Here is a 24,020-nt window from a genome sequence, read left to right on the forward strand (position 1 = left end):
CGTGAAGTCCGCGGCGGGCTGCCGCGGACTTCACGTGATCCGAGTGGTATCGGGTCAGCTGCTGGTGGGTGCGGTGAGGTCGTAGACGGTGGTGGAGCCGACCGTCCTGGCGGTGTAGTGGGCGGCGACCCAACTGGCGATCTGCGAGCTGTCGGAGGAGCCGCCCTGGCTGCCGCCGAACCCGCCGCCACCGATGAAGTAGTGGATCTTCCCCTGCTTCACGTACTCCTGGAAGCCGGCCAGGCTGAGCGAGGGGTCCGATCCGTTGAACCCGCCCAGGGCCATCACCGGTACTCCGGTGGCCAGTTGGTAGCTGGCGGCGTTCTGCGAGCCGACGCCGGCGGCGGCCCAGGTGTAGTGGGAGGCGTCGGTCCTGATCAGGTCGGCGAGCTCGGTGCTGACCTTGGCGCCGCCGAGCAGGCCGCCCATGCCGCCACCGCCCATGCCACCGCCCATGCCGCCACCGCCCGTGCGTCCGGGAGAGGTGGTGCCCTGCGTGGGCGCGCCACCCGGGAAACCGCCCTGCCCGCCGCCCGGGAAACCACCCCGGCCGCCGCCCGGGAACCCGCCGGGGAACCCGCCCCGCGCACCGGTGCCGCCCCTGCCCGTGCCGGGCCCGCCGACCCGCATGCCGCCCGGCCCGTCCCCGCCCGCGACCCGCGGTCCGGCCGTCGGGATCGAGCCGGTGTGCCCGGTCGAGACGGTGTCCAGCGCGTACGCCGTCGGCCCGGCCAGCGCCGAGGCCAGCGCGACCACGCCGACCACCGCGGCCAGTCGTGCCGTCAGCCGGCCGGCCAGCAGCAGCGCCGGGGCGGCTGCGAGCCCGCTGATCAGCACCGCCCAGCGCAGCCACGGGACGAACGAGGAGCTGCGCCCGAGCAGCACGTACGCCCAGACCGCCGTGACCGCGAGGACCACCGCGAGCACCGCCGCGTACGGCAGCCGCCGGCGGGCCCGCCACAGGCCGTCCACGCCCATCCCGACCAGGGCGGCGATCGCCGGGGCCAGCGCGATCGTGTAGTACTGGTGGAAGATCCCGGACATGTAACTGAACGTCAGCCCGGTGCCGAGCAGCCAGCCGCCCCAGACCAGGAACGCGGTGCGCGCCGAGTCGGTGCGGGCGTAGCGGCGGGTGGCCCAGAGGCCGAACAGGAGCAGCAGCAGCGCCGCAGGCAGCAGCCAGGCGATCTGTCCGCCGATGTCGGTGCCGAACATCCGGGTGATCCCGGTGCTGCCCCAGCCGCGCATACCGGGGCCGGTCGGGCCGCCGGCCGCGCCGGCCAGGCCGTCCAGCCCGGTGGTGCGCGGCGCCCCGCCCCCGCCGACGCTGCCGGTCTCGTTGCCGGTGAGCCGGCCGAAGCCGTTGTAGCCGAAGGTCAGCGAGAGGAAGCTGTTGTCCTGCGAGCCGCCGACGTACGGCCGGTCGGCCGCCGGTACCAGCTGCACCACCGCCACCCACCAGCCGCCCGCGACCACCATGGCGACCCCGGCCGCCAGCAGCTGGCGCACCCGCCGCCAGAAGCCGGTGGGCGCGACCACCAGGTAGACCACCGCGAAACCGGGCAGCACCAAGAAGGCCTGCAGCGTCTTGGTCAGGAACCCGAAGCCGAGCATCACCCCGGCGAGCAGCAGCCACCGGGTGCCGGCGTTCTCGCTCGCCCGGACCACCGCGTAGGCGGCCAGCGTCATCAGCAGCACCAGCAGCGCGTCCGGGTTGTTGAACCGGAACATCAGCGCCGCGATCGGCGTCACCGCCAGCACCGCGCCGGCGACCAGCCCACCGAGCGCGGAGAACCGCCGGCGCACGGTCGCGTAGACCACCCCGACGGTGGCCACACCCATCAGCACCTCGGGCAGCAGCACGCTGAACGAGCTGAGGCCGAGGATCCGCGCCGACAGCTCCATCGGCCACAGCGACATCGGCGGCTTGTCCACCGTGATGAAGTTCGCGGCGTCGGAGGAGCCGTAGAAGAACGCCTTCCAGCTCTGGGTGCCGGCCTGGACGGCGGCCGAGTAGAAGGAGTTGGCCCAGCCGGAGGCGGTCAGGTTCCAGAAGTACAGCACCCCGGTGAGCAGCAGCAGGGCGAGCAGCGCGGGCCGGGCCCAGGCCGGGTCGTCGGGCCGGCCGCGCCAGGCGCGAGCGGGGAGCGTGCGCAGCCGGTCCGGCCGGCTCCGCGGGCCCTTTGGCCCGCTGGCAGGCGGCTCGGCGGCCGGGAAGATCGGCTCGGGTGAGGCCGGCGCGGCCGGGGCAGCCGGCTCCGGCGGCGGGTAGTCCGCGGCCTCCGGCCACGGGACGCTGCTCTCGGGGACGGAACTGGTCGTGGTCATGGCCCATACGCTCGGGGCCGTGCCTGAGAGGGTGATGAAGCCCGGCTATGAGCGCCCTGTGATCTGCGCACCGGGCGGTGACGAGGAGTCAGGGAGCGGAGAGCCGGGTCAGGCGGCAGGGGCGGCGAACTGCTTGCCCAGCCACTCCAGGGCCGGCGGGATCTCCCGGCCCCAGGTGTGGAAGTTGTGGCCGCCGCTGTTCAGGGTGATGGTGGAGAGCCTGGTCGGGGCCTTGAAGGCCTTCACCATCTCCTGGGTGGGCTGGTAGTTGTCCTCGTCGTAGCTGGTGGCCAGCAGCAGCGAGACCGGCGCCGCCGGGGCGTTGCGCAGCCGCCAGAGCAGGTCGTTCTCCTGCCGCAGCTGGGTGCTGCCGGCGAACAGGTCACCGGTGCTGGTGTCGTTGGAGACGCTGTAGTCGGCGGAGAGCGAGATCGCGGCGCGGTAGGCGTCCGGCTTGCGCAGCGCGAACTTCAGCGCGCAGTAGCCGCCGGTGGAGTCGCCGATCGCGGCGTGCGCCGAGGCCTGCGGGGCGATCCGGTAGCCGGAGGCCAGCGCCTTCGGCAGGTCCTCGGTGAAGTAGGTCTCCACCTTCGGGCCGCCGGGGACGTCCATGCACTCGGTGTCCCGGTTGGCGATCGGGCTGGGGCGCATCATCACCAGCACGGTGGGCGGCAGCGCCTTGTCGTTGATCGCCTGCAGGGTGCTGGTCGGGTACTGCATCAGCGAGATCAGCTTCTCGGCCGAGCCGGGGTAGCCGGAGAGCACCAGGATCATCGGGAACTGGTGGCCGGCGTACTCGGGCTGGAAGTACTGCGGCGGCAGGTAGACGTAGCCGGCGTTGGTCAGGCCCGAGCCGGCGCCGGTCAGCTTGACCTGCTGGATCAGGCCCGAGCGCTCCTTGGCCGAGCCCTGCGAGCTGTACACCTTCTGCTCACCGGTGACCGAGAGCGCGTTGCCCGGCTTGTGGTCCACCACGGTGCCGGGCCCGCCGGCGGTGCCGAGCAGGTCGGTCCAGGTGGTGTAGAAGCCGAAGTAGGAGTTGGCCACCAGGGCCATCGCGACCAGCACCATCACCTGGGTGCCGAAGAAGGCGCCGAGCCGTCCGAGCACGGCACGCCAGCCCTTGCCGCCGAACCGAGGCCAGAGCCACAGGGTGACGGCGAAGGCTGCCACGGCGAGCAGGCAGGCGATGATCTGCAGCGGGATTCCGGTCAGCGCGAGCACCCGGCCGATCCTAGTTGACCAGCTTGAACTCTCGGTCCACGCCCCCGCACGCCCCCTGTGCACGCCCTCTCACGCCCTGTTGACCCGGGAGCCTCGACTGCGGGAGTCTGATCACGCACGCGCACGCGAAAGAGGCCTTGGGGGGCTTGAGTTGCTCAGTTCAAAGACGTTGAGCCGCACTGCTTTGCTGACCGGCGGCGTGCTGCTGCTCAGCGCCTGCAGTTCCGCGCAGTACCCGCAGAGCCGTCCCGCACCCCTGAAGACCGTCGACGGCGGCGCGGGCGAGCCGACCACGGCCGCGGCCAGGACCCCCAGCCCGACGCCCACCCCGTACGGCACCACGCTGACCGGCCTGGTCGGCCCGGTCAACGACGCGCTCGCCAAGCTTCCGCAGGCCGGCAGCCTGGACGAGCTGAAGACCGCGCTCGGCGCGGTGGAGAAGGCGGCGGGCGACGGCTACACCGGCCTGCAGAGCGCCATCCCGCCGACGGGGGCCGGCGACGCCAACCGGCAGCTCTACGTCGCCCTGAACACCCTGGTCGACAACTTCACCGCGGTGGAGACCGACATCTCCGACCAGAAGGTCTGCGCGACCTCCGCCGCGCTGGCCGAGGCCGGGCAGGCGCAGGGGCTCAAGGACATCCAGCAGGCGCTGCAGACCCTGTCCGGCGCCGGCTACCCCGCCACCTTCACCGTCCCGCAGACCGGCCAGTTGCAGCACCGCGCGCTGGACAACGGCTCCTTCGTCCGCGAGGGCCAGGACGACGGCAACGGCGAGCTGACCGTGGACAACGGCGGCGGCAACGTGGACGCGGTGCTGACACTCACCCAGGACGGCCAGTCCGCCTACTCCTTCTACGTGGTCAAGGGCCAGACCGCGAAGATCAGCGGGATCCGCGACGGCAAGTACGACGTGTACTTCGCCGGCGGATTCGACTGGGACACCGGCACCAAGAAGTTCACCCAGAGCTGCGCCTTCACCAAGTTCGACGACGGCCTGGACTACACCACCACCAACAGCACCTACTCGACCTGGACGCTCACCCTGAAGCCGGTGGTCGGCGGCAACGCCAGCACCAGCGACGTCCCGGCCAACCAGTACCCCGTGCCGTGAGGCTCCACGGACGCGCGGTCAGCCGGCGGTGCGCGGGATCCGGCGCTCCCAGCCGCGCTCGTAGAGCACCGAGCCGCCCTCCCAGGCGGTCAGCCGGCTGCGCGCGGTGAAGGCCTCGGCGTCGCAGTCGAGTTCGGTGGAGGTCCGGACCATGGCGTCCCAGCCCTGGTCCGGCCGCTGCAGCCGGATCGTCCAGTCCGAGCGGCAGCGGGCGCTGAGCGGGTCGCCCTCGGTGATCCGGTAGGTCTCCAACGCCTCCTCGCTGTGGACCAGCCCGTCGGGGTAGCTGCGGGTACCCCCGGAGCGGGGAGCCACCTCCAGCCGCCATTCGCCGGCCGCGAGGTCGCGGACCACCAGCCGCTCGGGCCGGGCTTCGGTCGGGGTGGCGTACCGGATCTCCAGCGGCACGGCCTGCTCGGGCTCGGCGAAGGTGATCGGCGCCCGGCCGACGTCCGCCGCCAGGTGCCGGACCGGCAGCATCAGGGTGCTGTTGCCGGGGTCGACCAGGAACCCGGCGGTGCTCGGCTGCGGCCAGACCCAGGGCCAGTAGGCGGAGGAGAGCGCCAGCCGGATCCGGTGGCCGGGCGGGAAGGCGTGCGCGATCGACAGCAGCTCGAACTCGACCTCCTCGACCGCGCCCGGCTCCCAGTCCACCACCGTCTCCGGTCCGCGCCGCGCGGAGAGGTTCAGCGCACCCCGGGTGACCAGGGTCGAGGACCCGTCGGGTGCCACGTCGCAGAGTCGGGCGACCACCTGGCCGCGGGTCGCCTCGGCGGGCAGCCGCAGTCGCAGCCGGACCGCGGGACGGCCGAGGACCTCCATCCGCTCGGGCAGCGGGGCGGCGTCGAAGCAGACCGAGCGGCCGTCCTCCTCGCGCTGGTCGGGCGGCAGGTCGGCGGCGTCACCGAGGGGCAGGAACCGGCCCGCGTCGATCCCGGTGTGCTGGGGCGAGCGGACCAGCACGAACCGTTCGGTGGAGGGGGTGCCGGCGGTGCGCAGCGTCTCGGCCAGGTCGTAGTGGATCTCCCGGACGTCGTCCGAGGGCCACTCGTCGTCGCCGATCCACCGCCCGGGCCGCTGCGGGTAGGAGGTGGCGGGCCGGACCGACTCGTTCATCCAGCTGCGCAGTTTGGGCTCGGCCATGATCCCGGTGTCCCGGCCCTTGAGCCACTGGTCCCACCAGCGCAGGGTCTCCTGGAGGAAGCCGATCGCCTGGCCGGGCGGCAGGCCGCGGTCGGGGTACTGGTGCGACCACGGCCCGATGATCCCGCGCACCGGCGCGTCCAGGTGCTCGACCAGCCGCAGCACGGTGTCCCGGTAGGGGTCGGCCCAGCCGCCGACGGCGAGCACGGCGGCCCTGACCGCGCCGTAGTCCTCGCGGACGCTGCCCTGACGCCAGTAGGCGTCCCGGGACTGGTGGCCCAGCCAGGTGTGCAGGTAGGGCTCCACCGCCTCGAGTCGTTCCAGCCAGCGGTGCCGCCAGTCGTCGCCGACGTACCGGGGGTCCGGCGGGCGGGCGGCGAAGGCGAGCATGGCGGCGGACCAGGCGTGCATGTCGACGGCGAGCACCGAGCCGCCGAAGTAGTGCACGTCGTTGTCGTAGCGGTCGTCGGTGGCGCAGACGGTGACGACCGCCTTGAGCGGCTCCGGGGCGAGCGCGGCGATCTGCAGGGAGTCGAAGCCGCCCCAGGAGGTGCCGAACATCCCGACCCCGCCGCTGCACCACGGCTGCGCGGCCAGCCACTCGACCACCGCGACCCCGTCGGCCAGTTCCTGGGCCGAGTAGGCGTCGCCGGGCAGTCCGTCGGAGTTGCCGTGCCCGCGGATGTCCACCCGCACGCTCGCGTACCCGTGGCCCGCGTACCAGGGGTGGCGCTGGGCGTCGCGCGGGGCGGTCCAGTCGCCGAGCCGGTACGGCAGGTACTCCAGCAGGGCCGGGACGGGCTCCGAGGTGACGGGGCGCCAGATCCGGGCGTAGAGCCGGTCGCCGTCGGAGAGCGGGATCCGGAGGTCCTCGCGGGTGACCTGGTACGGGTACGAGGTGGGGTGATGCACTTCGGGCATGCCGACAATATAGGACATAATGCCGCATTAGCTGATGAACTGTGAGTCGCATATCGACGCTAGTTGCGAATGACTTGCAACTGCAGACAGTCCGGGGGAAAGATGTAGCGGTTCCGCCCGTCCAGAGAGAGCAGAGGCAGATGACCAGCGCGCCCCGGTGGACCTCGCGGCTGACCCGGGAGGAGCGGCTGCGACTGTTCGGCATGGGCGCCTTCGTCCTCGCCCTGCACGTGATCGGCTGGTTCACCCTGCTCGCGGTGATCGCCCCCAGGCACTACGCGATCGGCAACGAGGCCTTCGGCGCCGGCATCGGGCTGACCGCCTACACCCTGGGCATGCGGCACGCCTTCGACGCCGACCACATCGCGGCCATCGACAACACCACCCGCAAGCTGATGGGCCAGGGCAAGCGACCGCTCTCGGTCGGCTTCTGGTTCTCGCTGGGCCACTCCTCGATCGTCTTCGGCCTCTGCGCGCTGCTCGCCTTCGGCGTCCGCTCGCTGGCCTCGGCCGTCGAGGCGGACGACTCGCAGCTGCACCGGACCACCACCCTGATCGGCACCTCGGTCTCCGGCACCTTCCTGCTGCTGATCGGCCTGATCAACCTGGGCGCCTTCAACGGCATCCTGCGGGTCTTCCGGAAGATGCGCGGCGGCCGGTTCGACGAGGCGGAGTTGGAGGAGCAGCTGAACAAGCGCGGCTTCCTCAACCGGATCCTCGGCCGGGTCACCCGGGCGGTCAGCAAGCCCTGGCACATGTACCCGGTGGGTCTGCTCTTCGGCCTCGGCTTCGACACCGCCACCGAGGTCTCGCTGCTGGTGCTGGCCGGCGGCGCGGCTGCCTTCTCACTGCCCTGGTACGCGCTGCTGGTGCTGCCGGTGCTGTTCGCGGCGGGGATGAGTCTGCTGGACACCATCGACGGCTCGTTCATGAACTTCGCCTACGAGTGGGCCTTCTCCAAGCCGGTCCGCAAGATCTACTACAACCTCACGGTGACCGGGCTCTCGGTGCTGGTGGCGCTGGTGATCGGGGCGATCGAGCTGGTCGGGCTGCTGGCCGACCGGTTCTCGATCACCACCGGGCCGATCGGCTGGATCGGCTCGCTGGACATGAACAACGTGGGCTTCGCGATCGTCGGCCTCTTCGTGGTCACCTGGCTGGGTGCGCTGGCGTTCTGGAAGTTCGGCAGGGTCGAGGAGAAGTGGTCGGCGGGGGTGCCCGACAGCGTGCTGCCGGAGGCGGAGTGAGCCCGTCCGGCAGCACCTCGGGCTGAGCTGATCAGCAGGTCAGGACCGGTCCCGCCCAGTCGGCGTGGTCGTTGGTCGGACCGTCGCCGCCGTCCGTGATGACCAGGTGCAGCTCGTCGGCACCGGTCAGGTCGGCGGTCAGCTGCCGGACGCCGGAAGCGGCGGTGACCAGTCCGCTGTCGGCCACCAACGCGGCGTCCTTCCACAGCTGGAAGGAGACCGTGGCCCGCTGGTTCTCGTCGTCCACGCCCACGTCGGTGCTGAGCGAGCGGCAGGAGCCGCCGAGGTAGTAGACGACCTCGCTGGGCGCGTTGGCACCCAGGCCCTTGGCGTAGGTGGTGCCGTGGATGCTGATGGTCCGGCCGTCGCCGACCCCGTTCTCGCCGTTGCTCATGTCCTTCTCCACCGGGCCCCAGCCGTTGCTGGCCGAGGACCAGGTCAGGTCGGAGAGCTGGTGGGCGCCGGCCGCCGGGCCGGAGCCGCAGGCGAGCTTGGCACCGGCCCAGTCGGCGTGGTCCCAACTGGTGCCGTCACCGCCGTCGGTGACCACCAGGCGGAGCTGCTGAGCGCCCGTCAGATCGGCGGTCAGCGTCCTGGCCGGGTCCTTGCCGGTCAGCAGGCCGCTGTCGGCGACCTTCCGGCCGTCGGCGAAGACCTGGAAGTCGACCGATCCGGCGCCGTTGGTCTCGTCGTCCACGCCGACGTCGGTCACCAGGTGCCGGCAGCTGCCGTTCAGGGTGAAGCCGACGCTGCTGGCGGCGTTGGTGCCCAGGCCCTTGGCGTAGCCGGCGCCGCGGATGCTCAGGGTGCGGCCGTCGGCCGCGCTCCAGTCACCGTTGCTGTGGTCGCGTTCGATCGGGCCCCAGCCGTTGGTCGGCGCCAGGAACGGCAGGTCGCTGAGGTAGCTGATGCCGGTCGGCGGCGGCACCGGGGCGCTCGGGGTGACCTTGAACATCGCGGTGCCGTGGCCGGGGACGGTGGCGCTGATGGTGCCGGCGCTGGTGCTGTTGGTGTGCGCCCACAGGTCCCGGACGGCGTACGAGGGCGCGCCGGCGATGCCCAGGGTGGCCGCGGTGGTGCTGATCGTCGCGTCGTAGGAGCCCTCGTTGGTCAGGGTGACGGCCCGGCTGCCGTCGGCCAGCGGCTTGGACATGACGACCAGTCCGTTGGCGCTGGAGACCACCGAGCCCTGCTTGCCCAGCGGGTCCTGGTCCACCGCGATCACGTCGGTGTTGGTCAGTATGTCGAAGGTCGGCTGCTGGGCGGTGCGCAGGTCGGTGCCGATCATCAGCGGGGCCGACATCTCGGACCAGAGGCTGAAGTGGGTCTGGTACTCGGTGCCGGTCATGCCGCCGTTGCCGACCTCCAGCATGTCCGGGTCGTTCCAGGCGCCGGGCTTTGCAAAGTTTGCAAGGCCCTGGTTGGCATGGGCGATGCCGATCATGCTCTGCCAGGTGTCGCTGATGTCGCCGGTGGTGCGCCAGGAGTTGCCGACCGGTCCGGCCCAGCTCCACGGCGCGTTGGCACCCCACTCGCAGATGCTGTAGAGGATCGGGCGGCCGGTGGCCTTGAGCGCGTCGCCCATCGCCTTGTAGCGGGTCTGCGCGTCGACGCCCTGGTTGTTGCAGTTGTCGTACTTGAGGTAGTCCACGCCCCAGGAGGCCCAGAGCTTGGCGTCCTGCTGCTCGTGGCCCAGGCCGCCGGGGAAGCCCTGGACGTCGCAGGTGTGGGTGCCGGCGCTGGAGTAGAGGCCGAACTTCAGGCCCTTGGCGTGCACGTAGTCGGCCAGCGCCTTGATGCCGTCCGGGAACCGGACCGGGTCGGGGACCAGGTTGCCACTGGCGTCCCGGTTGGGCAGCGCCCAGCAGTCGTCGAGGTTGACGTACTGGTAGCCGGCCGCCTTGAGGCCCTTGCTGACGAACAGGTCGGCGATGCCCTTGACCATCGCCTCGTTGAACTGGCCGCCGCAGTGGGTGGAGTTCCAGTTGTTGAAGCCCATCTGCGGGGTCAGCGCGATGCCGTTGTCCAGCGCCATCGCGGCCGGGGCGGTGGCCAGTTGGAGGCCGACGGCGAGGGCGCCGCCGCCGGCGAAGAGAGTCAGCGCGGTGCCGAAGGCGCCTAGGCGGCGGGTCAGGGCGCTGCGTGGGGTACCCAAGAGAATCCTCCCGAAGCAACAGAATCGAACGGGTCCGAATGGAACTTCACATATGACAGTGCGCTTCTGAGGCCCTGTCAAGAGAGTTGGCGTTCTGTTCTGTTCGGTTGTGTTGGATCGAGAGCGGCTGGGCATGCCAGTGGGGCGTGACCGGTGTCGGTCACGCCCCACGTCAGGAAGCTGCGGGCCGGGTTGGCCAGGATCGGCCGAGGGTCGGTCGGGGTCAGTGCGGGGTCAGTGCAGGGCGCCCAGTACGGCGCTCGCCATGACCTGCTCGCCGGTCGCGTTCGGGTGGAACGGGACGGCCGGCGAGCCGGGCAGCGCGCCCTCGATCCACCGGTCGTCCGAGCAGACGTCGTGTCCCTGGGTGGGCGTGGCGGTGTCCACGAAGGTCGCGCCGTTGGCCGCCGCGGTCTGCGCCAGCATGCCGTTCAACTGCTCCAGGACGCCGTGCAGGTAGGCGACATCGCCGACGGTGACCGGCTGGCGCCACGCGCAGCTGCTCGCGTCGGCGGGCAGCACCGACGGGTAGCCCACCAGCAGCACCTTGGCCTGCGGCGACCTGGCGTGGATCTGCTGCAGCGCGTCCGCCAGTCGGGGGGCGGCGCTGTTGATCCGGTCGACCAGGGTGTCCTCGCCGTACTCCCACTGCCAGCTGAACGAGGACCACTCCCAGGCCCAGTGGCCGTGCTCGTAGACGTCCTTGCAGGGGGTGCCTGCGGGGTTGACCACCGCGCCGCCGATGCAGGTGGCGATCACCTCGCCGATGCCCAGGCTGGACCCGCCCAGGTCGTTGCCGCCGACGCCGAGGGTGACCAGCCGGGTGTTCGGGGACAGGGCGTCGAACTGCGGGTCGTTGACCCTGATGATCGCGTCGTACTGGGCCGAGTCCAGGTCCTGGATCCGGGCCGCCGCGCAGGTCACGTCCGTGTAGGAGGAGCTGCCGATCGCCGCGGCGACCAGGTGGCCGTAGTTGTGGTCGGAGCGCAGGCACAGGCCGGCCGACTGGCCGGGCACGCCGGCGCCGGCCGCGTAGGAGTCGCCGAGTGCGACGTAGGACGGGCCGGTGTCGGCCGAGGCGGGCACGGCCGAGAAGGCGGCCAGTGAGGCGGCCAGGAGCAGGCCGCCGAGTAGTTTCCGGGCAGGGCTGAGCACGGGTTCCTCCTGGGGGAGAGAAACGAGAGGGTGGGGGTCGGTGCGTTGCAAAGCCGCAGCTGCTACTGACAAGTAAGTTACCGTCAGGTTACGTACGCGTCTACTGAAAAGGTGGGGGGAATTCGTGAAATGGAATTCCGCGTCATTGTGGAGCGAAATTAAGGCCGGTCGATTCGGGGAAATGGCGTCCGGTTGACGCGCTGAACCCCGGAGTCGGAGGATCACCCCAACCGCAGCAGCCCTTGGAGGTCCCCGGATGGCACTGGACGCCGATGTGATCGTGATCGGAGCCGGCCTGGCCGGACTGGTCGCCACGGCCGAACTGGCCGACGCCGGACGCCGGGTGATCGTGCTGGACCAGGAGCCCGCGGCCTCGCTCGGCGGCCAGGCGCACTGGTCCTTCGGCGGCCTCTTCCTGGTCGACTCGCCCGAGCAGCGCCGGCTGCGGATCCACGACTCCTGCGAACTCGCCTGGCAGGACTGGCTCGGCACGGCCGGCTTCGACCGCCCCGAGGACCGCTGGCCACGGGCCTGGGCCCGGGCCTACGTCGACTTCGCCGCCGGCGAGAAGCGGGCCTGGCTGCACGCCCAGGGCGTGCGGTTCTTCCCGGTGGTCGGCTGGGCCGAGCGCGGCGGGCTGCTGGCCAGCGGTCCCGGCAACTCGGTGCCGCGCTTCCACATCACCTGGGGCACCGGGCCCGGACTGGTCGAGCCCTTCGTTCGGCGGGTCCGCGCGGCCATCGCCAAGGGACTGGTGGAGCTGCGCTTCCGGCACCGGGTGACCGAACTGGCCGCCACCGCCGGAGTCACCGACACCGTGCGCGGCGAACTCCTGGTGCCCAGCACGGTGCAGCGCGGCGAGGCCAGCTCACGCATGGTCGAGGGCGCCTTCGAACTGCGGGCCCAGGCCGTGATCGTGGCCTCCGGCGGCATCGGCGGCAACCACGAACTGGTCCGCAAGGCCTGGCCGGCCCGGCTCGGCACCCCGCCCGCCCGGCTGCTCAGCGGCGTCCCGGCCCATGTCGACGGACTGATGCAGCAGGCGGCCGGCGCGGCGGGCGGCCACCTGATCAACGGCGACCGGATGTGGCACTACACCGAGGGCATCGAGAACTGGAACCCGATCTGGGCCAAGCACGGCATCCGGATCCTGCCCGGCCCCTCCTCGCTCTGGCTGGACGCCCGCGGCAACCGGCTGCCGGTACCGCTCTTCCCCGGTTTCGACACCCTGGGCACCCTCGAGCACATCATGCGGACCGGGTACGAACACACCTGGTTCGTGCTCACCCAGAAGATCATCGAGAAGGAGTTCGCGCTTTCCGGCTCCGAGCAGAACCCGGACCTGACGGGCCGCAGCATCCGCCAGGTGCTCAGCCGCGCCCTGCCCGGCGCGCCCGGACCGGTGGAGGCCTTCAAGCGGTACGGAAAGGACTTCGTGGTCGCCGAGCGGCTGGCCGACCTGGTGGCGGGGATGAACGCGCTGGTCGATCGTGAGGGGGCCGAGGAACCCCTGATCGACGAGGCCGCGCTGCGCCGCGAGATCGAGGCCCGCGACCGCGAGGTGGCCAACCCGTTCAGCAAGGACCTGCAGCTGACCGCCATCCGCGGCGCCCGGCGCTACCTGGGCGACAAGCTGATCCGCACCGCCGCCCCGCACCGGCTGCTCGACCCCAAGGCCGGCCCGCTGATCGCGGTGCGCCTCAACATCCTCACCCGCAAGTCGCTCGGCGGCCTGGAGACCGACCTGTCCTCCCGGGTGCTGCGGGCCGACGGCTCGGTGCTGGACGGCGTCTACGCGGCCGGCGAGGCGGCCGGCTTCGGCGGCGGCGGGGTGCACGGCTACCGCTCGCTGGAGGGCACCTTCCTCGGCGGCTGCCTCTTCTCCGGCCGTACGGCGGGCCGGGCGGCGGCCGTCGCCACCGCCTGACCCGCCGCCGGCTGACCCGCCGCCGACTGACTCGCCGTCAGCCGGCCGGGTGCTACGGCAGCGCCCGGTAGCGGCCGACCATGCCGCCCATCATGTGGTCGGTGACGTGGCAGTGGTAGATCCAGTCACCCGGGTTGTCCTCGGTGTACTCCACCGTCAAGGTGGTGGACGGGCCGAGCAGTTCGGAGTCCACCCACTGGCTGCCGCGCCGCCAGCGGTGGCCGTGCAGGTGGAAGACGTGGAACTCCTTGCCGAGCGCCGCGATCCGCCAGCGCACCCGGTCGCCGCGCTTGGCGGTGAAGGTCGGCGTGTTGTCCAGGAAGGCGCCGCCGTTGAACATGTCGGTGTCCTGGGCCAGCGAGGGGATGTCGGCCGCGTACGCGTCGTGGAAGAAGAGGATGAACTCCTTGTCCACCACCGGGGTGTGCCGGTCGGTGATCGCGATGATGCCGAGCAGCCCGAGCTCGGCGCCGATCTCCATCACCCCGCCGCCGCCCATGTCCATCGCCGGGTGCTTCGGGGCGGCGCTGCCGGCCGTGGTGGTCGGGGCCGGGATGGTCTGCGGCACCGAGTGGTCGTGGTAGGGCCAGGTGCCGACCGAACTGGGCAGCGCCGTCCAGGTGTAGGTGTAGCTGCCGCCGTACGGGACCGCGGTGCCGGGCCGGTCGGGCTCGACGGCCAGCCAGCCGCCGTCGTTGTCGCGGTCGTAGCGCACGCCGTGCGGGTGCATGCTGTGCGGCCACTGGTAGTGCGCGTCGTTGTTGCGGAAGTGCACCACCAGGGTGTCGCCGACCTCGGCGCGCAGCACCGGGCCGGGGATCCCGCTGTTGGTGCCGATGCCCTGCGGGCTGGTGTCGGCGGGCAGCGGCGTGCCCCAGTTCGGGGTGTAGGCGCGGAAGCCGATCGCCCAGAAGGTGGTCTGCTCCGGCGTGTAGTGCGTACCCATCATGCCGTCGTACCCGTTGGGGACGGCGTTGTGCTCGAAGGAGTCGGCCTGGATCCAGTACTCGCGGATCCGGCCGGTGGGCGCCTGCTCCAGGGCGAACGGGTCGAGCGTGGTGGCCGACGGGTCCTCGGCCTGGGCGCTGGCCGAGACGCCGAGCGCGGCCGAGCCGGCTATCGCGGCGACGGCGCTGCCGGCCAGCAGGGTGCGGATGGCACCTCGGCGTCCGGGGGTCGGAGTGCTCGCGGTCGGTGCGCCTAAGGTCGCGGCGGTTGAGCCCGGGGTGGCGTCGGTGGGACCGCCGGCCGTGGGGTCGCTGGGCATGAGGGGTCGCCTCTCGAGGATGAGGATTGATGGGCGCGAGTCAAGGGGAAGGACTGAGGGTGCGTCAATAGGTCGGCCGGACGGCGTTCGAGTGGTTCCTAGTGCGTCAGTTCGAGCTGTCGGTAACTCACTCGTCTACGCGCGTTCACCGAAACTCGGGACAGAGTCCACCGGTTCCTGAGAGAGTCCCGCCCATGGACATGGATATCCCGAACATGGGTGTGCCCGAGAAGCTCGCCGCCCGCATGAGCATGGCCGAGCAGCACGAGTACCTGCGCAGCCGCTACTCGCGGCGCAAGGTCCTGCGCTCCGGCGCGATCACGGTCGGTGCGCTGGCCGTGGGCGGCGTGCTGGGCACCGGCAACGCCTATGCCGCGCCGGCCTCCGGGTCGACCGTGCTCGGTGACGCCGCGTCCGCCGTTGACGGGTCCAAGGTGATCCCGGTCGGCCGCCACCTGCAGTTCGGCGCCGAGCCGGACACCCAGTTCCGGATCTCCTGGCAGGTCCCGGTCCCGGTCAAGAAGCCGTTCCTGCGCTACGGCAAGACCCCGTGGGAGCTGAGCCACAAGGTCGAGGCCGAGGTGCGCGCGCTGCACACCCCGGCGCTGGTCCCCGGCCAGACCCCGGTGGACCAGTACTACCTGCACGTGGCGCTGGAGGACCTGCACCCCGACACCACGTACTACTACGGCGTCGGCCACGAGGGCTTCGACCCGGCCAAGCAGCAGCAGATCTCGACGCTGGGCACCTTCCGCACCGCCGCCTCGCGCGACCACCGCTGGGGCAAGGTCTACGAGCCGTTCACCTTCACCGCCTTCGGCGACCAGGGCGTCAGCGCCCACGCCGCGGCCAACGACAACGTGATCCTGGCCCAGAACCCCAAGTTCCACCTGCACGCCGGCGACATCTGCTACGCCGACCCCAAGGGCCAGGGCCTGGACTCGGACAAGGACGCGTTCAACGCGACCACCTGGGACTCCTTCCTGGTGCAGACCGAGGCGGTCGCGGCGAAGATCCCGTGGATGGTCTCCTACGGCAACCACGACATGGAGGCCTGGTACTCGCACAACGGCTACGGCGGCGAGGACGCCCGCTGGTTCCTGCCGGACAACGGCCCGGACCCGCGCGTCGCCCCCGGCGTGTACTCGTTCCGGTACAGCAACGTCGGTGTCATCTCGCTGGACGCCAACGACGTCTCGTACGAGATCCCGGTCAACCTCGGCATCACCGCCGGTCGTCAGACCAAGTGGCTGGAGCGGACCCTCAAGGACTTCCGCAACGACGAGACGATCGACTTCGTCGTGGTCTTCTTCCACCACTGCGCCTTCTCCACCACCACCGCGCACGCCTCCGAGGGCGGTGTCCGCGAGGCCTGGGTGCCGCTGTTCGAGAAGTACCGCGTGGACCTGGTGATCAACGGTCACAACCACGTCTACGAGCGCACCGACGCGATCCTCGGCAACAAGGTCTCCAAGGCGATCCCGAGCGGCGCCACCCTGGAGCCCGAGAAGGACGGCGTGGTCTACGTCACCGCGGGTGCGGCCGGCCGCAGCCTGTACTCCTTCGGCGCCCCGCAGACCTACGAGGGCCACGAGAACCGGGTCGACGAGGTGCAGTCCTTCCACTTCGAGAAGGGCCAGGTCAAGGTGCCCGAGACGGTCGAGTGGTCGCGCGTGCGCTACCTCGGCTACTCCTTCATCAAGGTCGACGTCACCCCGGCCCACCTGGGCCAGAAGTCCTCGATGAAGGTCACCGCGCTGACCGAGACCGGCCAGCAGATCGACCACTACACCATCCTGCGCAAGGTCGGCGAGGGCTGGGACAGCAACTCGGACGACGACGGCCAGGGCGGCGGCTGGGGCTGGTAGTCCCAGCGCCGAACGCCGCGGCGCGTGACGCCGACTGACGGACGGGCGTCGCAGGGCGGCCCCTCGGGAGAGAATCTCTCCTGAGGGGCCGTTCGGCTTCTGCGACTGAACGAAGGGTCAGGGCCGCATGTCACAGCAGGTCAGGGGCGTCATCGCCCGGGGCAAGGGCGAACCGGTGCAGGTCGAGACGATCGTGGTGCCCGACCCGGGGCCCGGGGAGGCCGTGGTCCGGGTGCAGGCCTGCGGGGTCTGCCACACCGACCTGCACTACCGCGAGGGCGGGATCAACGACGAGTTCCCGTTCCTGCTCGGCCACGAGGCGGCCGGACTGGTGGAGAGCGTCGGCGAGGGCGTCACCGAGGTCGCGCCAGGCGACTTCGTGATCCTCAACTGGCGTGCGGTCTGCGGACAGTGCCGCTCCTGTCGGCGCGGTCGCCCGCAGTACTGCTTCGCCACCCACAACGCCAAGCAGCCGATGACCCTGCTGGACGGCACGCCGCTGTCGCCCGCGCTCGGCATCGGCGCCTTCGCCGAGAAGACCCTGGTGGCCGCCGGACAGTGCACCAAGGTGGACCCGGCCGCCTCGCCGGCCGCCGCCGGACTGCTCGGCTGCGGGGTGATGGCCGGGCTCGGCGCGGCGATCAACACCGGCGGGGTGTCGCGCGGCGACAGCGTCGCGGTGATCGGCTGCGGTGGGGTCGGCAACGCGGCCGTGCTGGGCGCCCGGCTGGCCGGCGCGGCGCGGATCATCGCGGTGGACCTGGACCAGCGGAAGCTGGAGCGGGCCCGCGGGCTCGGCGCCACCGACGTGGTCGACGCGTCGTCCGGTACGGATGTCGTCGAGGCGATCCGGGCGCTGACGGGTGGTCACGGCGCCGACGTGGTGATCGAGGCGGTCGGCCGCCCCGAGACCTACAAGCAGGCCTTCTACGCCCGCGACCTGGCCGGCACCGTGGTGCTGGTCGGTGTGCCGACCCCCGAGATGACCCTGGAGCTCCCGCTGCTGGACGTCTTCGGCCGCGGCGGTGCGCTCAAGTCCTCCTGGTACGGCGACTGCCTGCCCTCCCGGGACTTCCCGATGCTGATCGACCTCTACCTGCAGGGCCGTCTCGACCTGGACGCCTTCGTCACCGAGACGATCGGCCTGGACGAGGTCGAGGCCGCCTTCACCAAGATGCACGGCGGCGACGTGCTCCGCTCGGTGGTGGTGTTCTGATGCGACAGATGCCCCCCGAGCCCGAGATCGAGCTCCTCACCACCTCCGGCGTCTTCGAACTGGACGGCGGCAGCTGGGAGGTGGAGAACAACGTCTGGATCATCGGCAACGAGGACGAGGCGGTGGTGATCGACCCGGCGCACGACGCCGCGGCGATCGCCGAGGCGCTGGGCGACCGCCAGGTGCTGGCGATCATCTGCACCCACGCGCACAACGACCACGTCAACGGCGCGCCCGCGCTGGCCGCGCTCACCGGTGCGTCGATCCACCTGCACCCCGACGACCTGCCGCTGTGGAAGCAGGCGCACCCCGACGACAACCCGGACGAGGAACTGCGGGACGGTCAGCGGATCGTCGTCGGCGGCCTCTACCTGCACATCCGGCACACGCCGGGCCACAGCCCCGGCTCGGTCAGCGTGTACGTCCCCGCGCTGGACGCCGTCTTCACCGGGGACACGCTCTTCCAGGGCGGGCCGGGTGCCACCGGGCGGTCCTTCTCGGACTTCCCGACCATCATCCGGTCGATCCGGGAGCGGCTGCTGGACCTGCCCCCGGAGACCGTGGTGCACACCGGGCACGGGCCGACCACCACGATCGGCGATGAGGCGCCGCACCTGGAGGAGTGGATCGCGCGCGGGCACTGACGCGCTGTGCAGCGCCGGTCAGAGCGCTGCGAGTGCCTCGGTGAGGGTGTCGGTCTGCTGGAAGGTCAGACCGGCCAGCGCGATGTGCCGCCAGCGGACCGTACCGTCGCCGTCGAGGATGAAGACCGAACGGCGCAGCCCCAGCCCCGGGACGGCGATCCCGAAGGCCTTGGCGACGGTGCGGTCCGGGTCGGCCAGCAGCGGGAAGCGCAGGTCGTACTTGCGGGCGAAGCCCTCGTGGCTGTCCAGGTCCTGCGGGCTGACCGCCCAGACCGCGGCGCCGAGGTCGCGGAAGCGGTCCAGGTCCGAGGTGTAGGAGCAGAGCTGCTTGGTGCAGACGGCGGTGTTGTCGCCCGGGTAGAAGACCAGGACGAGCGGGTGGCCCTTGGCCTCGGCGAGGCGGTACTCGCGGCGCTCGGCGCCCTCCTCGGCGAGCAGCAGGCCGGGGAGGGTGAAGTCCGGGGCGGGGGCGCCGATCTCGGGGGACTTGGCCATGGGGTCCTCGTCTTCTCATCCGGTGAGGCAGAACGTTCGTTCTCTCTCTTGGATAGTAGTACGGTCCTGGGTGTGAGTACAGATTCCCCCGCCCGCGCCCGCGTCCTGGAGGCCGCCACCAGGCTCTTCTACGCGGAAGGCATCCACGCCGTCGGGGTGGACCGGATCGTGACCGAGGCCGGCGTCACCCGCGCCACCTTCTACCGGCACTTCCCCGGCAAGGAGGACCTGGTCCGGTCCTACGTCCAGCACTGGGACGCGCAGGTCCGCGCCGAGGTGGCCGCCGCCTTCCCCACGCTGACACCCGATCAGGCGCTCGGACTGTTCGTCGCGCGACTCAGCCAGGAGATGTGCGGCCCCGGCTTCCGCGGCTGCCCCTTCATCAACGCCGCCGCCGAATACCCGGACCCGAACCACCCGGTCTCGCTCGCCATCGCCGAGCACCGGCGCTGGCTGCACGGCACGTTCGAACAGGTGCTCCGGGGCCTCGGCCTGCCCGACCCCGAGCGCCGCGCCGACATCCTGCTGCTGCTCCGCGACGGCGCCATGGTCGGCGCGGCGCTGGGCGACCCGGCGGCAGTCGCCGAACAGTTGGCCGCCGCCGTTACCGCCTTGGTCCATACATGATCACGCCCACCCCGACCAGGCAGATCGCCGCGCCGATCAGGTCGTAGCGGCTCGGCCGGAACCCGTCCGCCAGCACGCCCCAGAGCAGCGAGCCGGCGATGAACACCCCGCCGTAGGCCGCGAGCACCCGCCCGAAGTGGCTGTCCGGCTGCAGCGTCGCCACGAACCCGTAGGCCCCCAGCGCCACCACGCCGGCCCCGATCCACGCCCAGCCCCGGTGCTCGCGCGCCCCCTGCCAGACCAGCCAGGCGCCGCCGATCTCGAGCACGGCGGCGAGCAGGAACAGCAGGGCGGATCGGGCGACGGTCATGAGCAGGAAGTCTAGGCGGGTGACTGGGGCTGGGAAGGGCGGTCATGGCCTCCGAACCTCGCGAGCTGATGCTCGAACCTCGCGAGCTGATGCTGGAAAGGCTGCAGATGAACGAACGAGACACCCCGGGCCGACTGGCCCGCTATCTGGCGCGGTTGACCGAGCTGACCGGCGGTGAGCCGACCGTCCAGGAGGTCGCGGCGCCCGGAGCGGAGCAGGGCCGGGTGCTCGCGGTCTCCTTCGCGGACACCCCGGAGCCGGGCTGTCTGACGGCGTTCAGCTACGGGCTCTCGCTGGCGGACCGGTCGGATCCGGACTCCGCCGGGCGCGAGCTGGTGCTGACCGGGCGGACGGACGATCCCGGCTGGGCGACGGTTCCGGCCACGGTGGTCGCCGCGTTGCGCGGGCGCTGCCCGTTCGACCACGGCCAGGCGATCGGTTCCGCCAGGCGGCTCGTGCCGAGTACCGACCTGAACAGCCTGGTGGTCGCGGAGCCGGTGATCGGCGGCGGCTCGGAGTCGATCCGGTTGGACCTGAGCGATCCGGACACGGCGCAGGCCGATCCGGTCGAGATCCTCGGCGTCTACCCGGTGTTCGACTACGAGCGGGAGTACGTCACGGAGCACGGCTTCGAGGCGCTCTGGAGCTTCGACTGGGACCGGCTCGACCTGCGGCGGGCCAGAGCCTGAGTCGCTGACTGAGAGGGCCCCGTTCAATCACGCACGGGAGTGAGGATCGTGGCGATCCGGGCGGCGGAGGTGCCCAGGCCCCTGAGGGCGGGGATGCGGGCGGGGATGCGGGCGGGGGTGGTGGCGAGCGTGGTCGCCGGGCGGGCGTGGTACATGGTGGGCTGGTACTCGAGTTCGGACTCGCGGTAGCGGCTGACGTCGCGGTGCCAGACGTAGATGCCGCTCATCCAGTGGCGCAGGTCGTCGACGTAGGCCTCGAGTTCGGCGCGCTGGGCGGTGGAGAGGGCGAAGTCCTCGTAGAGCTGGGGGAGTTCGAGTGCGCTCAGGTGCTCGAACTGGTGCATCCGGGAGGTCTGCAGGTCGGAGACGACGCGCAGGGCGTGTTCCAGGTCGCAGTTGAGGAAGTTCTGCACCACCAGGACGAGGTTGTGGATCTCGCCCTCGTACTGGATCTCCTTGCGGTAGGAGTAGAGGTCGTTGATCAGCCAGGCGTAGTCGGCGGCCGCGTGCTCCAGGGCCTGGAGGGAGCCGGAGGCCCACACCTCGTCGGGGACCGTGCGCTGGTGGGCGAAGCGGGCCAGGTTCATGGTCAGGTCGGAGCCGAAGGTCTTGCGGCGCATCTCGATGTAGTCGACCGGATCGGGGATGCGGTGCTCCGCGACGTTGGCGACCTCCCAGACCCAGCTCTCCAGCATGTCGTCGACGGTGGCGCGGAAGGCCGCGCGGGCGCGGGGCGGCATCGGGCCGGCGGTCTGGGCCCAGAGGTCGGCGAGGCCGCGTTCGAGGGCGGTGGTGGGGACCGGCGAGGCGGAAGGATTCTCCAACGGCATGAACCGGGCCAGGCGTTCGATGCAGGCCCGGGCGCCGGGGACGTCGCCCGAGTGGTTGAAGGCGAGCGGGAACCAGTCGTCCCCGTACGTGCCCCAGACCAGCCACTTGGCGGAGAGGTCGAGTTCGGCCGGGGACGCGTCCGGGTCCAGGCCGGCCGAGCAGAGCGCTAGGTCGGCGGCGGCGATCCTACGGTCGTCCCAGACACCGGAGTCGACCACGCCCGGGATGACGTCGAGGTAGCCCATCTCGCGGGCCCAGGCGGTGGAGGTGCGCCGGGCCGAGTCCAGGTGCGGGCTGAGGGCCGGGGTGAAGGGGAGGTAGATCTCCGGGAGTTGGAACGGCGGCACGGTCTGGTAGGGGACGTGGCTGAAGCTGCGCAGGGCGGGCGGGTCGAAGAGCCGGCGCAGGTCGGCGGCCGAGGTGCCGAGGCCGACGGGGGTCGCGGAGAAGGTCGATGTGCCCAGGTTGGCCCGGTCGTTCATGTACCGGCTGGACCGCATGTGCCACTCGTGGCCGCCGGACTGCCAGTCCTGCAGGCCCTTGGCGTAGGCCAGCACCCGCCGGACCTCCTCCGGCGACAGGCCGTGTTCGGCGAAGAGCAGCGGCAGTTCGGTGAAGAAGGTGTTCTCGAACTGGTGCAGCCGGCTGGTCAGCAGCTCGTTGACGGCGTCGGCGGCCTGCTGGGTGGTGTAGTCGAGGAAGGTCTCCAGCACCAGGACGCCGTTGCTGAGCTCGCCCTCGTTGGTGACCTCGCGCTCGTAGGAGAAGAGGTCGTTGCGCAGGTGGACGCCGTCCGCGAAGGTGTCCCGCAGTACCCGCAGCGGTCGGCTGTGGGCCACCGCGGCGGGGACCTCGGCGCCGGCCGCGTACTCGACCAGCCCGGCGGACCAGGGGGCGCCGCCGACCTTGCGGCGCATCTCGATGTACTCGACCGGGTTGGCGACCCGGCCCTCGTTGATGTTGGACAGCTCCCAGAGCGACTCGTTCAGCAGGTGCTCGGTGGATTCGCGGAAGCGGGCCCGCCAGTCCAGCGACATGTGCGGCACGGTGCGGGCCCACAGGTCGGCCAGGCCGGCCTCGACCGGGTTGGTGGGCTCGGGGAAGCCGTCGGCGAGGTCCATCGGCATGAAGAGCGGCAGCCGGTCCAGGTAGGCCTTGCCGCCGGCCCGGTCCAGGGTGCGCTTGAAGGTCTCCAGGAAGTGGTCGTCGAAGAAGAAGACCCAGACGTACCAGTCGGTGACCAGGTCCAGCGCGGTGCTGTCGCAGTCGGGGTGGGTGTAGGCGCAGAGCAGGGCGTAGTCGTGGTCTTCGAGGTCCTGGAGGTCCCAGATGCCGCTGCCCTCCAGCATCCCCATGCCGCGGGCCCACTGCCGGGTGTGCTCCCGCGCGCCCTCCACCTGGGGGTTGAGGCCGGCCGGGTGTGGCAGGTAGAAGTCGGGTAGCTGGAACGGTTGTTGCGCCATTGGTATCCCCCCACCGGGAAGTCGGACGGTCGATCTTCCTCAGTCTCGGTGGAAGATCGACTGCCGGTAAGACGCGTACGGCAGCGCGGGGGAGGCGTGCGGCCGGAGCCGCACGGGATCTTTCGAGTGAATGCCCAGCAGATCGGCGGCGGGTGGGAATTACTGACGATATGTCGCCAGGAAGCGCCCGATCCGGCTGATCGCCGTCTCCAGGTCGTCGGCGCGCGGCAGGGTGACGAACCGGAAGTGGTCCGGGCGCGGCCAGTTGAATCCGGTGCCCTGGACGATGTGGATCTTCTCGCGGAGCAGCAGGTCCAGCACGAACTGCTCGTCGTCCTTGATCCTGTGCACCGCCGGGTCCAGTTTGGCGAAGGCGTAGAGCGCGCCCTTGGGCTTGACGCAGCTCACCCCGGGCAGCTCGTTGAGCGCCCGCCAGACCACGTCGCGCTGCTCGGTGAGCCGGCCGTTGGGCAGCGTCAGGTCGTGGATCGACTGGTGGCCGCCGAGCGCGGCCTGGACCGCGTACTGGGCCGGCACGTTGGGGCACAGCCGCATGCCGGCCAGCATGGTCAGGCCCTCGAGGTAGTCCTTGGCGTGCTCCTTGGGGCCGGAGACCAGCAGCCAGCCGCTGCGGAAGCCGGCCACCCGGTAGGCCTTGGAGAGGCCGTTGAAGGTGAGGGTCAGCACGTCGTCGGCGAGCGCCGCCAGGCAGTGGTGCTCGACGCCGTCGTAGAGGATCTTGTCGTAGATCTCGTCGGCCAGCACCATCAGGCCGTGCCGTCGGGCCAGGTCGAGGATGCCGTTGAGCAGTTCCTTCGGGTAGACCGCGCCGGTGGGGTTGTTGGGGTTGATCACCACGATGGCCTTGGTGCGGCTGGTGATCTTGGCGGCGATGTCGTCCAGGTCGGGGTACCAGTCGGCCTCCTCGTCGCAGAGGTAGTGCACCGCCTTGCCGCCGGCCAGCCGCACCACGGCGGTCCAGAGCGGGAAGTCGGGGGCCGGCACGAGCACTTCGTCGCCGTCGTCCACCAGGGCCTGGACCGCCATCTGGATCAGCTCGGAGGCGCCGTTGCCGAGGTAGATGTCGTTGACCGTGACGCCGCTGACCCCGCGCTGCTGGTAGTACTGCGCCACCGCGCGGCGGGCCGGCAGGATCCCGCGCGAGTCGCTGTAGCCGTGCGCGCTGGGGAGGTTGCGGATGATGTCCTGCAGGATCTCCTCCGGCGCCTCGAAGCCGAACGGCGCCGGGTTGCCGGTGTTGAGCCGCAGCACGCTGTGCCCGGCCTCCTCCAGGGCGTTCGCCTGGTCGACCACCGGCCCGCGGATCTCGTAGCACACGCCCGTGAGCTTGCTGGACTGCCGAAACTCCATCTGGTGCCTCCCGGCGGTGGCCATC

Annotated in this window: 18 protein-coding genes; 8 read left to right on the plus strand and 10 right to left on the minus strand. The window is 71.2% G+C overall.

The window, feature by feature from the left end; all coding sequences use genetic code 11:
* Positions 1 to 54: 54 nt before the first annotated feature.
* Positions 55 to 2,328, minus strand: coding sequence for an ArnT family glycosyltransferase (locus BR98_RS32395; RefSeq protein WP_035850525.1), 2,274 nt, complete (start codon positions 2,326 to 2,328; stop codon positions 55 to 57).
* A 108-nt stretch (positions 2,329 to 2,436) separates the two neighbouring features.
* The gene (locus BR98_RS32400; protein ID WP_035850529.1) at positions 2,437 to 3,552 is read right to left on the minus strand and encodes an alpha/beta hydrolase; all 1,116 of its coding nucleotides are present in this window, start codon (positions 3,550 to 3,552) and stop codon (positions 2,437 to 2,439) included.
* A 169-nt stretch (positions 3,553 to 3,721) separates the two neighbouring features.
* Here BR98_RS32400 and BR98_RS36780 point away from each other — a divergent pair, with 169 nt between their 5' ends.
* The gene (locus BR98_RS36780; RefSeq protein ID WP_157538020.1) at positions 3,722 to 4,666 is read left to right on the plus strand and encodes a hypothetical protein; all 945 of its coding nucleotides are present in this window, start codon (positions 3,722 to 3,724) and stop codon (positions 4,664 to 4,666) included.
* A gap of 18 nt (positions 4,667 to 4,684) precedes the next feature.
* On the opposite strand, the gene BR98_RS32410 is transcribed toward BR98_RS36780, so the two are convergent.
* Positions 4,685 to 6,730, minus strand: coding sequence for a CocE/NonD family hydrolase (locus BR98_RS32410; RefSeq protein ID WP_035850532.1), 2,046 nt, complete (start codon positions 6,728 to 6,730; stop codon positions 4,685 to 4,687).
* A 140-nt stretch (positions 6,731 to 6,870) separates the two neighbouring features.
* Here BR98_RS32410 and nicT point away from each other — a divergent pair, with 140 nt between their 5' ends.
* Positions 6,871 to 7,977, plus strand: coding sequence for a Nickel transporter NicT (gene nicT, locus BR98_RS32415; protein ID WP_198042320.1), 1,107 nt, complete (start codon positions 6,871 to 6,873; stop codon positions 7,975 to 7,977).
* A 31-nt stretch (positions 7,978 to 8,008) separates the two neighbouring features.
* On the opposite strand, the gene BR98_RS32420 is transcribed toward nicT, so the two are convergent.
* Positions 8,009 to 10,132 carry an NPCBM/NEW2 domain-containing protein gene (locus tag BR98_RS32420; RefSeq protein ID WP_407639521.1) on the minus strand — a complete coding sequence of 708 codons (2,124 nt, stop codon included), beginning with the start codon at positions 10,130 to 10,132 and terminating at the stop codon, positions 8,009 to 8,011.
* A gap of 234 nt (positions 10,133 to 10,366) precedes the next feature.
* On the minus strand, positions 10,367 to 11,287 hold the full coding sequence (locus tag BR98_RS32425; RefSeq protein WP_035850535.1) for an SGNH/GDSL hydrolase family protein: 921 nt from the start codon (positions 11,285 to 11,287) through the stop codon (positions 10,367 to 10,369).
* Between the two features lie 256 nt (positions 11,288 to 11,543).
* Here BR98_RS32425 and BR98_RS32430 point away from each other — a divergent pair, with 256 nt between their 5' ends.
* On the plus strand, positions 11,544 to 13,214 hold the full coding sequence (locus BR98_RS32430) for an FAD-binding dehydrogenase (protein ID WP_035850536.1): 1,671 nt from the start codon (positions 11,544 to 11,546) through the stop codon (positions 13,212 to 13,214).
* Between the two features lie 52 nt (positions 13,215 to 13,266).
* Here the strand turns inward: BR98_RS32430 and BR98_RS32435 are convergent, their stop codons facing one another.
* Positions 13,267 to 14,481 (minus strand): multicopper oxidase domain-containing protein, encoded by a 1,215-nt coding sequence (locus tag BR98_RS32435; RefSeq protein ID WP_035850540.1) that lies wholly within the window; start codon positions 14,479 to 14,481, stop codon positions 13,267 to 13,269.
* 200 nt (positions 14,482 to 14,681) lie between these two features.
* On the opposite strand from BR98_RS32435, the gene BR98_RS32440 reads away from it, so the two are divergent.
* The 3 genes from BR98_RS32440 to BR98_RS32450 all read left to right on the plus strand — a co-directional run bounded on the left by BR98_RS32440 (position 14,682) and on the right by BR98_RS32450 (position 18,209).
* Positions 14,682 to 16,349, plus strand: coding sequence for a purple acid phosphatase family protein (locus BR98_RS32440; RefSeq protein ID WP_083977735.1), 1,668 nt, complete (start codon positions 14,682 to 14,684; stop codon positions 16,347 to 16,349).
* Positions 16,350 to 16,476: 127 nt separating this feature from the next.
* Positions 16,477 to 17,565 carry an S-(hydroxymethyl)mycothiol dehydrogenase gene (locus BR98_RS32445; protein ID WP_035850542.1) on the plus strand — a complete coding sequence of 363 codons (1,089 nt, stop codon included), beginning with the start codon at positions 16,477 to 16,479 and terminating at the stop codon, positions 17,563 to 17,565.
* Positions 17,565 to 18,209 carry an MBL fold metallo-hydrolase gene (locus BR98_RS32450; protein ID WP_232247767.1) on the plus strand — a complete coding sequence of 215 codons (645 nt, stop codon included), beginning with the start codon at positions 17,565 to 17,567 and terminating at the stop codon, positions 18,207 to 18,209. Before BR98_RS32445 ends, BR98_RS32450 begins: the two co-directional genes overlap by 1 nt.
* A gap of 18 nt (positions 18,210 to 18,227) precedes the next feature.
* Here the strand turns inward: BR98_RS32450 and BR98_RS32455 are convergent, their stop codons facing one another.
* A complete protein-coding gene (locus BR98_RS32455; protein ID WP_035850549.1) occupies positions 18,228 to 18,704 on the minus strand; it encodes a peroxiredoxin in 477 nt (158 codons plus the stop codon).
* A 72-nt stretch (positions 18,705 to 18,776) separates the two neighbouring features.
* Here BR98_RS32455 and BR98_RS32460 point away from each other — a divergent pair, with 72 nt between their 5' ends.
* Complete coding sequence (locus tag BR98_RS32460; protein ID WP_232247769.1) at positions 18,777 to 19,331, plus strand: TetR/AcrR family transcriptional regulator; 555 nt, start codon at positions 18,777 to 18,779, stop codon at positions 19,329 to 19,331.
* Here the strand turns inward: BR98_RS32460 and BR98_RS32465 are convergent.
* Positions 19,309 to 19,641 carry a YnfA family protein gene (locus BR98_RS32465; RefSeq protein ID WP_035850553.1) on the minus strand — a complete coding sequence of 111 codons (333 nt, stop codon included), beginning with the start codon at positions 19,639 to 19,641 and terminating at the stop codon, positions 19,309 to 19,311. The two genes, BR98_RS32460 and BR98_RS32465, sit on opposite strands and share 23 nt — an antisense overlap.
* Before the next feature lie 44 nt (positions 19,642 to 19,685).
* On the opposite strand from BR98_RS32465, the gene BR98_RS32470 reads away from it, so the two are divergent.
* Positions 19,686 to 20,330, plus strand: a complete 645-nt coding sequence (locus BR98_RS32470) for a suppressor of fused domain protein (RefSeq protein ID WP_035850558.1) — start codon at positions 19,686 to 19,688, stop codon at positions 20,328 to 20,330.
* A 23-nt stretch (positions 20,331 to 20,353) separates the two neighbouring features.
* Here BR98_RS32470 and BR98_RS32475 read toward each other — a convergent pair whose 3' ends face one another.
* Both BR98_RS32475 and BR98_RS32480 read right to left on the minus strand, forming a co-directional pair.
* A complete protein-coding gene (locus BR98_RS32475; RefSeq protein WP_035850562.1) occupies positions 20,354 to 22,624 on the minus strand; it encodes a terpene synthase family protein in 2,271 nt (756 codons plus the stop codon).
* A gap of 159 nt (positions 22,625 to 22,783) precedes the next feature.
* Positions 22,784 to 23,995, minus strand: a complete 1,212-nt coding sequence (locus BR98_RS32480) for a pyridoxal phosphate-dependent aminotransferase (RefSeq protein WP_035854600.1) — start codon at positions 23,993 to 23,995, stop codon at positions 22,784 to 22,786.
* Positions 23,996 to 24,020: the final 25 nt, after the last annotated feature.

It is taken from the genome of Kitasatospora azatica KCTC 9699 (genome assembly GCF_000744785.1).
Classification (GTDB): Bacteria; Actinomycetota; Actinomycetes; order Streptomycetales; family Streptomycetaceae; genus Kitasatospora; species Kitasatospora azatica.

Bases quoted from the DNA above. Each gene is read 5' to 3' on its own strand.
- BR98_RS32410 (WP_035850532.1), bottom strand. From the start codon at position 6,730: ATGCCCGAAGTGCATCACCCCACCTCGTACCCGTACCAGGTCACCCGC.
- BR98_RS32480 (WP_035854600.1), bottom strand. From the start codon at position 23,995: ATGGAGTTTCGGCAGTCCAGCAAGCTCACGGGCGTGTGCTACGAGATC.
- nicT (WP_198042320.1), top strand. From the start codon at position 6,871: ATGACCAGCGCGCCCCGGTGGACCTCGCGGCTGACCCGGGAGGAGCGG.
- BR98_RS32445 (WP_035850542.1), top strand. From the start codon at position 16,477: ATGTCACAGCAGGTCAGGGGCGTCATCGCCCGGGGCAAGGGCGAACCG.
- BR98_RS32470 (WP_035850558.1), top strand. From the start codon at position 19,686: ATGGCCTCCGAACCTCGCGAGCTGATGCTCGAACCTCGCGAGCTGATG.
- BR98_RS32475 (WP_035850562.1), bottom strand. From the start codon at position 22,624: ATGGCGCAACAACCGTTCCAGCTACCCGACTTCTACCTGCCACACCCG.
- BR98_RS32440 (WP_083977735.1), top strand. From the start codon at position 14,682: ATGGATATCCCGAACATGGGTGTGCCCGAGAAGCTCGCCGCCCGCATG.
- BR98_RS32450 (WP_232247767.1), top strand. From the start codon at position 17,565: ATGCGACAGATGCCCCCCGAGCCCGAGATCGAGCTCCTCACCACCTCC.
- BR98_RS32465 (WP_035850553.1), bottom strand. From the start codon at position 19,641: ATGACCGTCGCCCGATCCGCCCTGCTGTTCCTGCTCGCCGCCGTGCTC.
- BR98_RS32455 (WP_035850549.1), bottom strand. From the start codon at position 18,704: ATGGCCAAGTCCCCCGAGATCGGCGCCCCCGCCCCGGACTTCACCCTC.
- BR98_RS32395 (WP_035850525.1), bottom strand. From the start codon at position 2,328: ATGACCACGACCAGTTCCGTCCCCGAGAGCAGCGTCCCGTGGCCGGAG.
- BR98_RS32430 (WP_035850536.1), top strand. From the start codon at position 11,544: ATGGCACTGGACGCCGATGTGATCGTGATCGGAGCCGGCCTGGCCGGA.
- BR98_RS32435 (WP_035850540.1), bottom strand. From the start codon at position 14,481: ATGCCCAGCGACCCCACGGCCGGCGGTCCCACCGACGCCACCCCGGGC.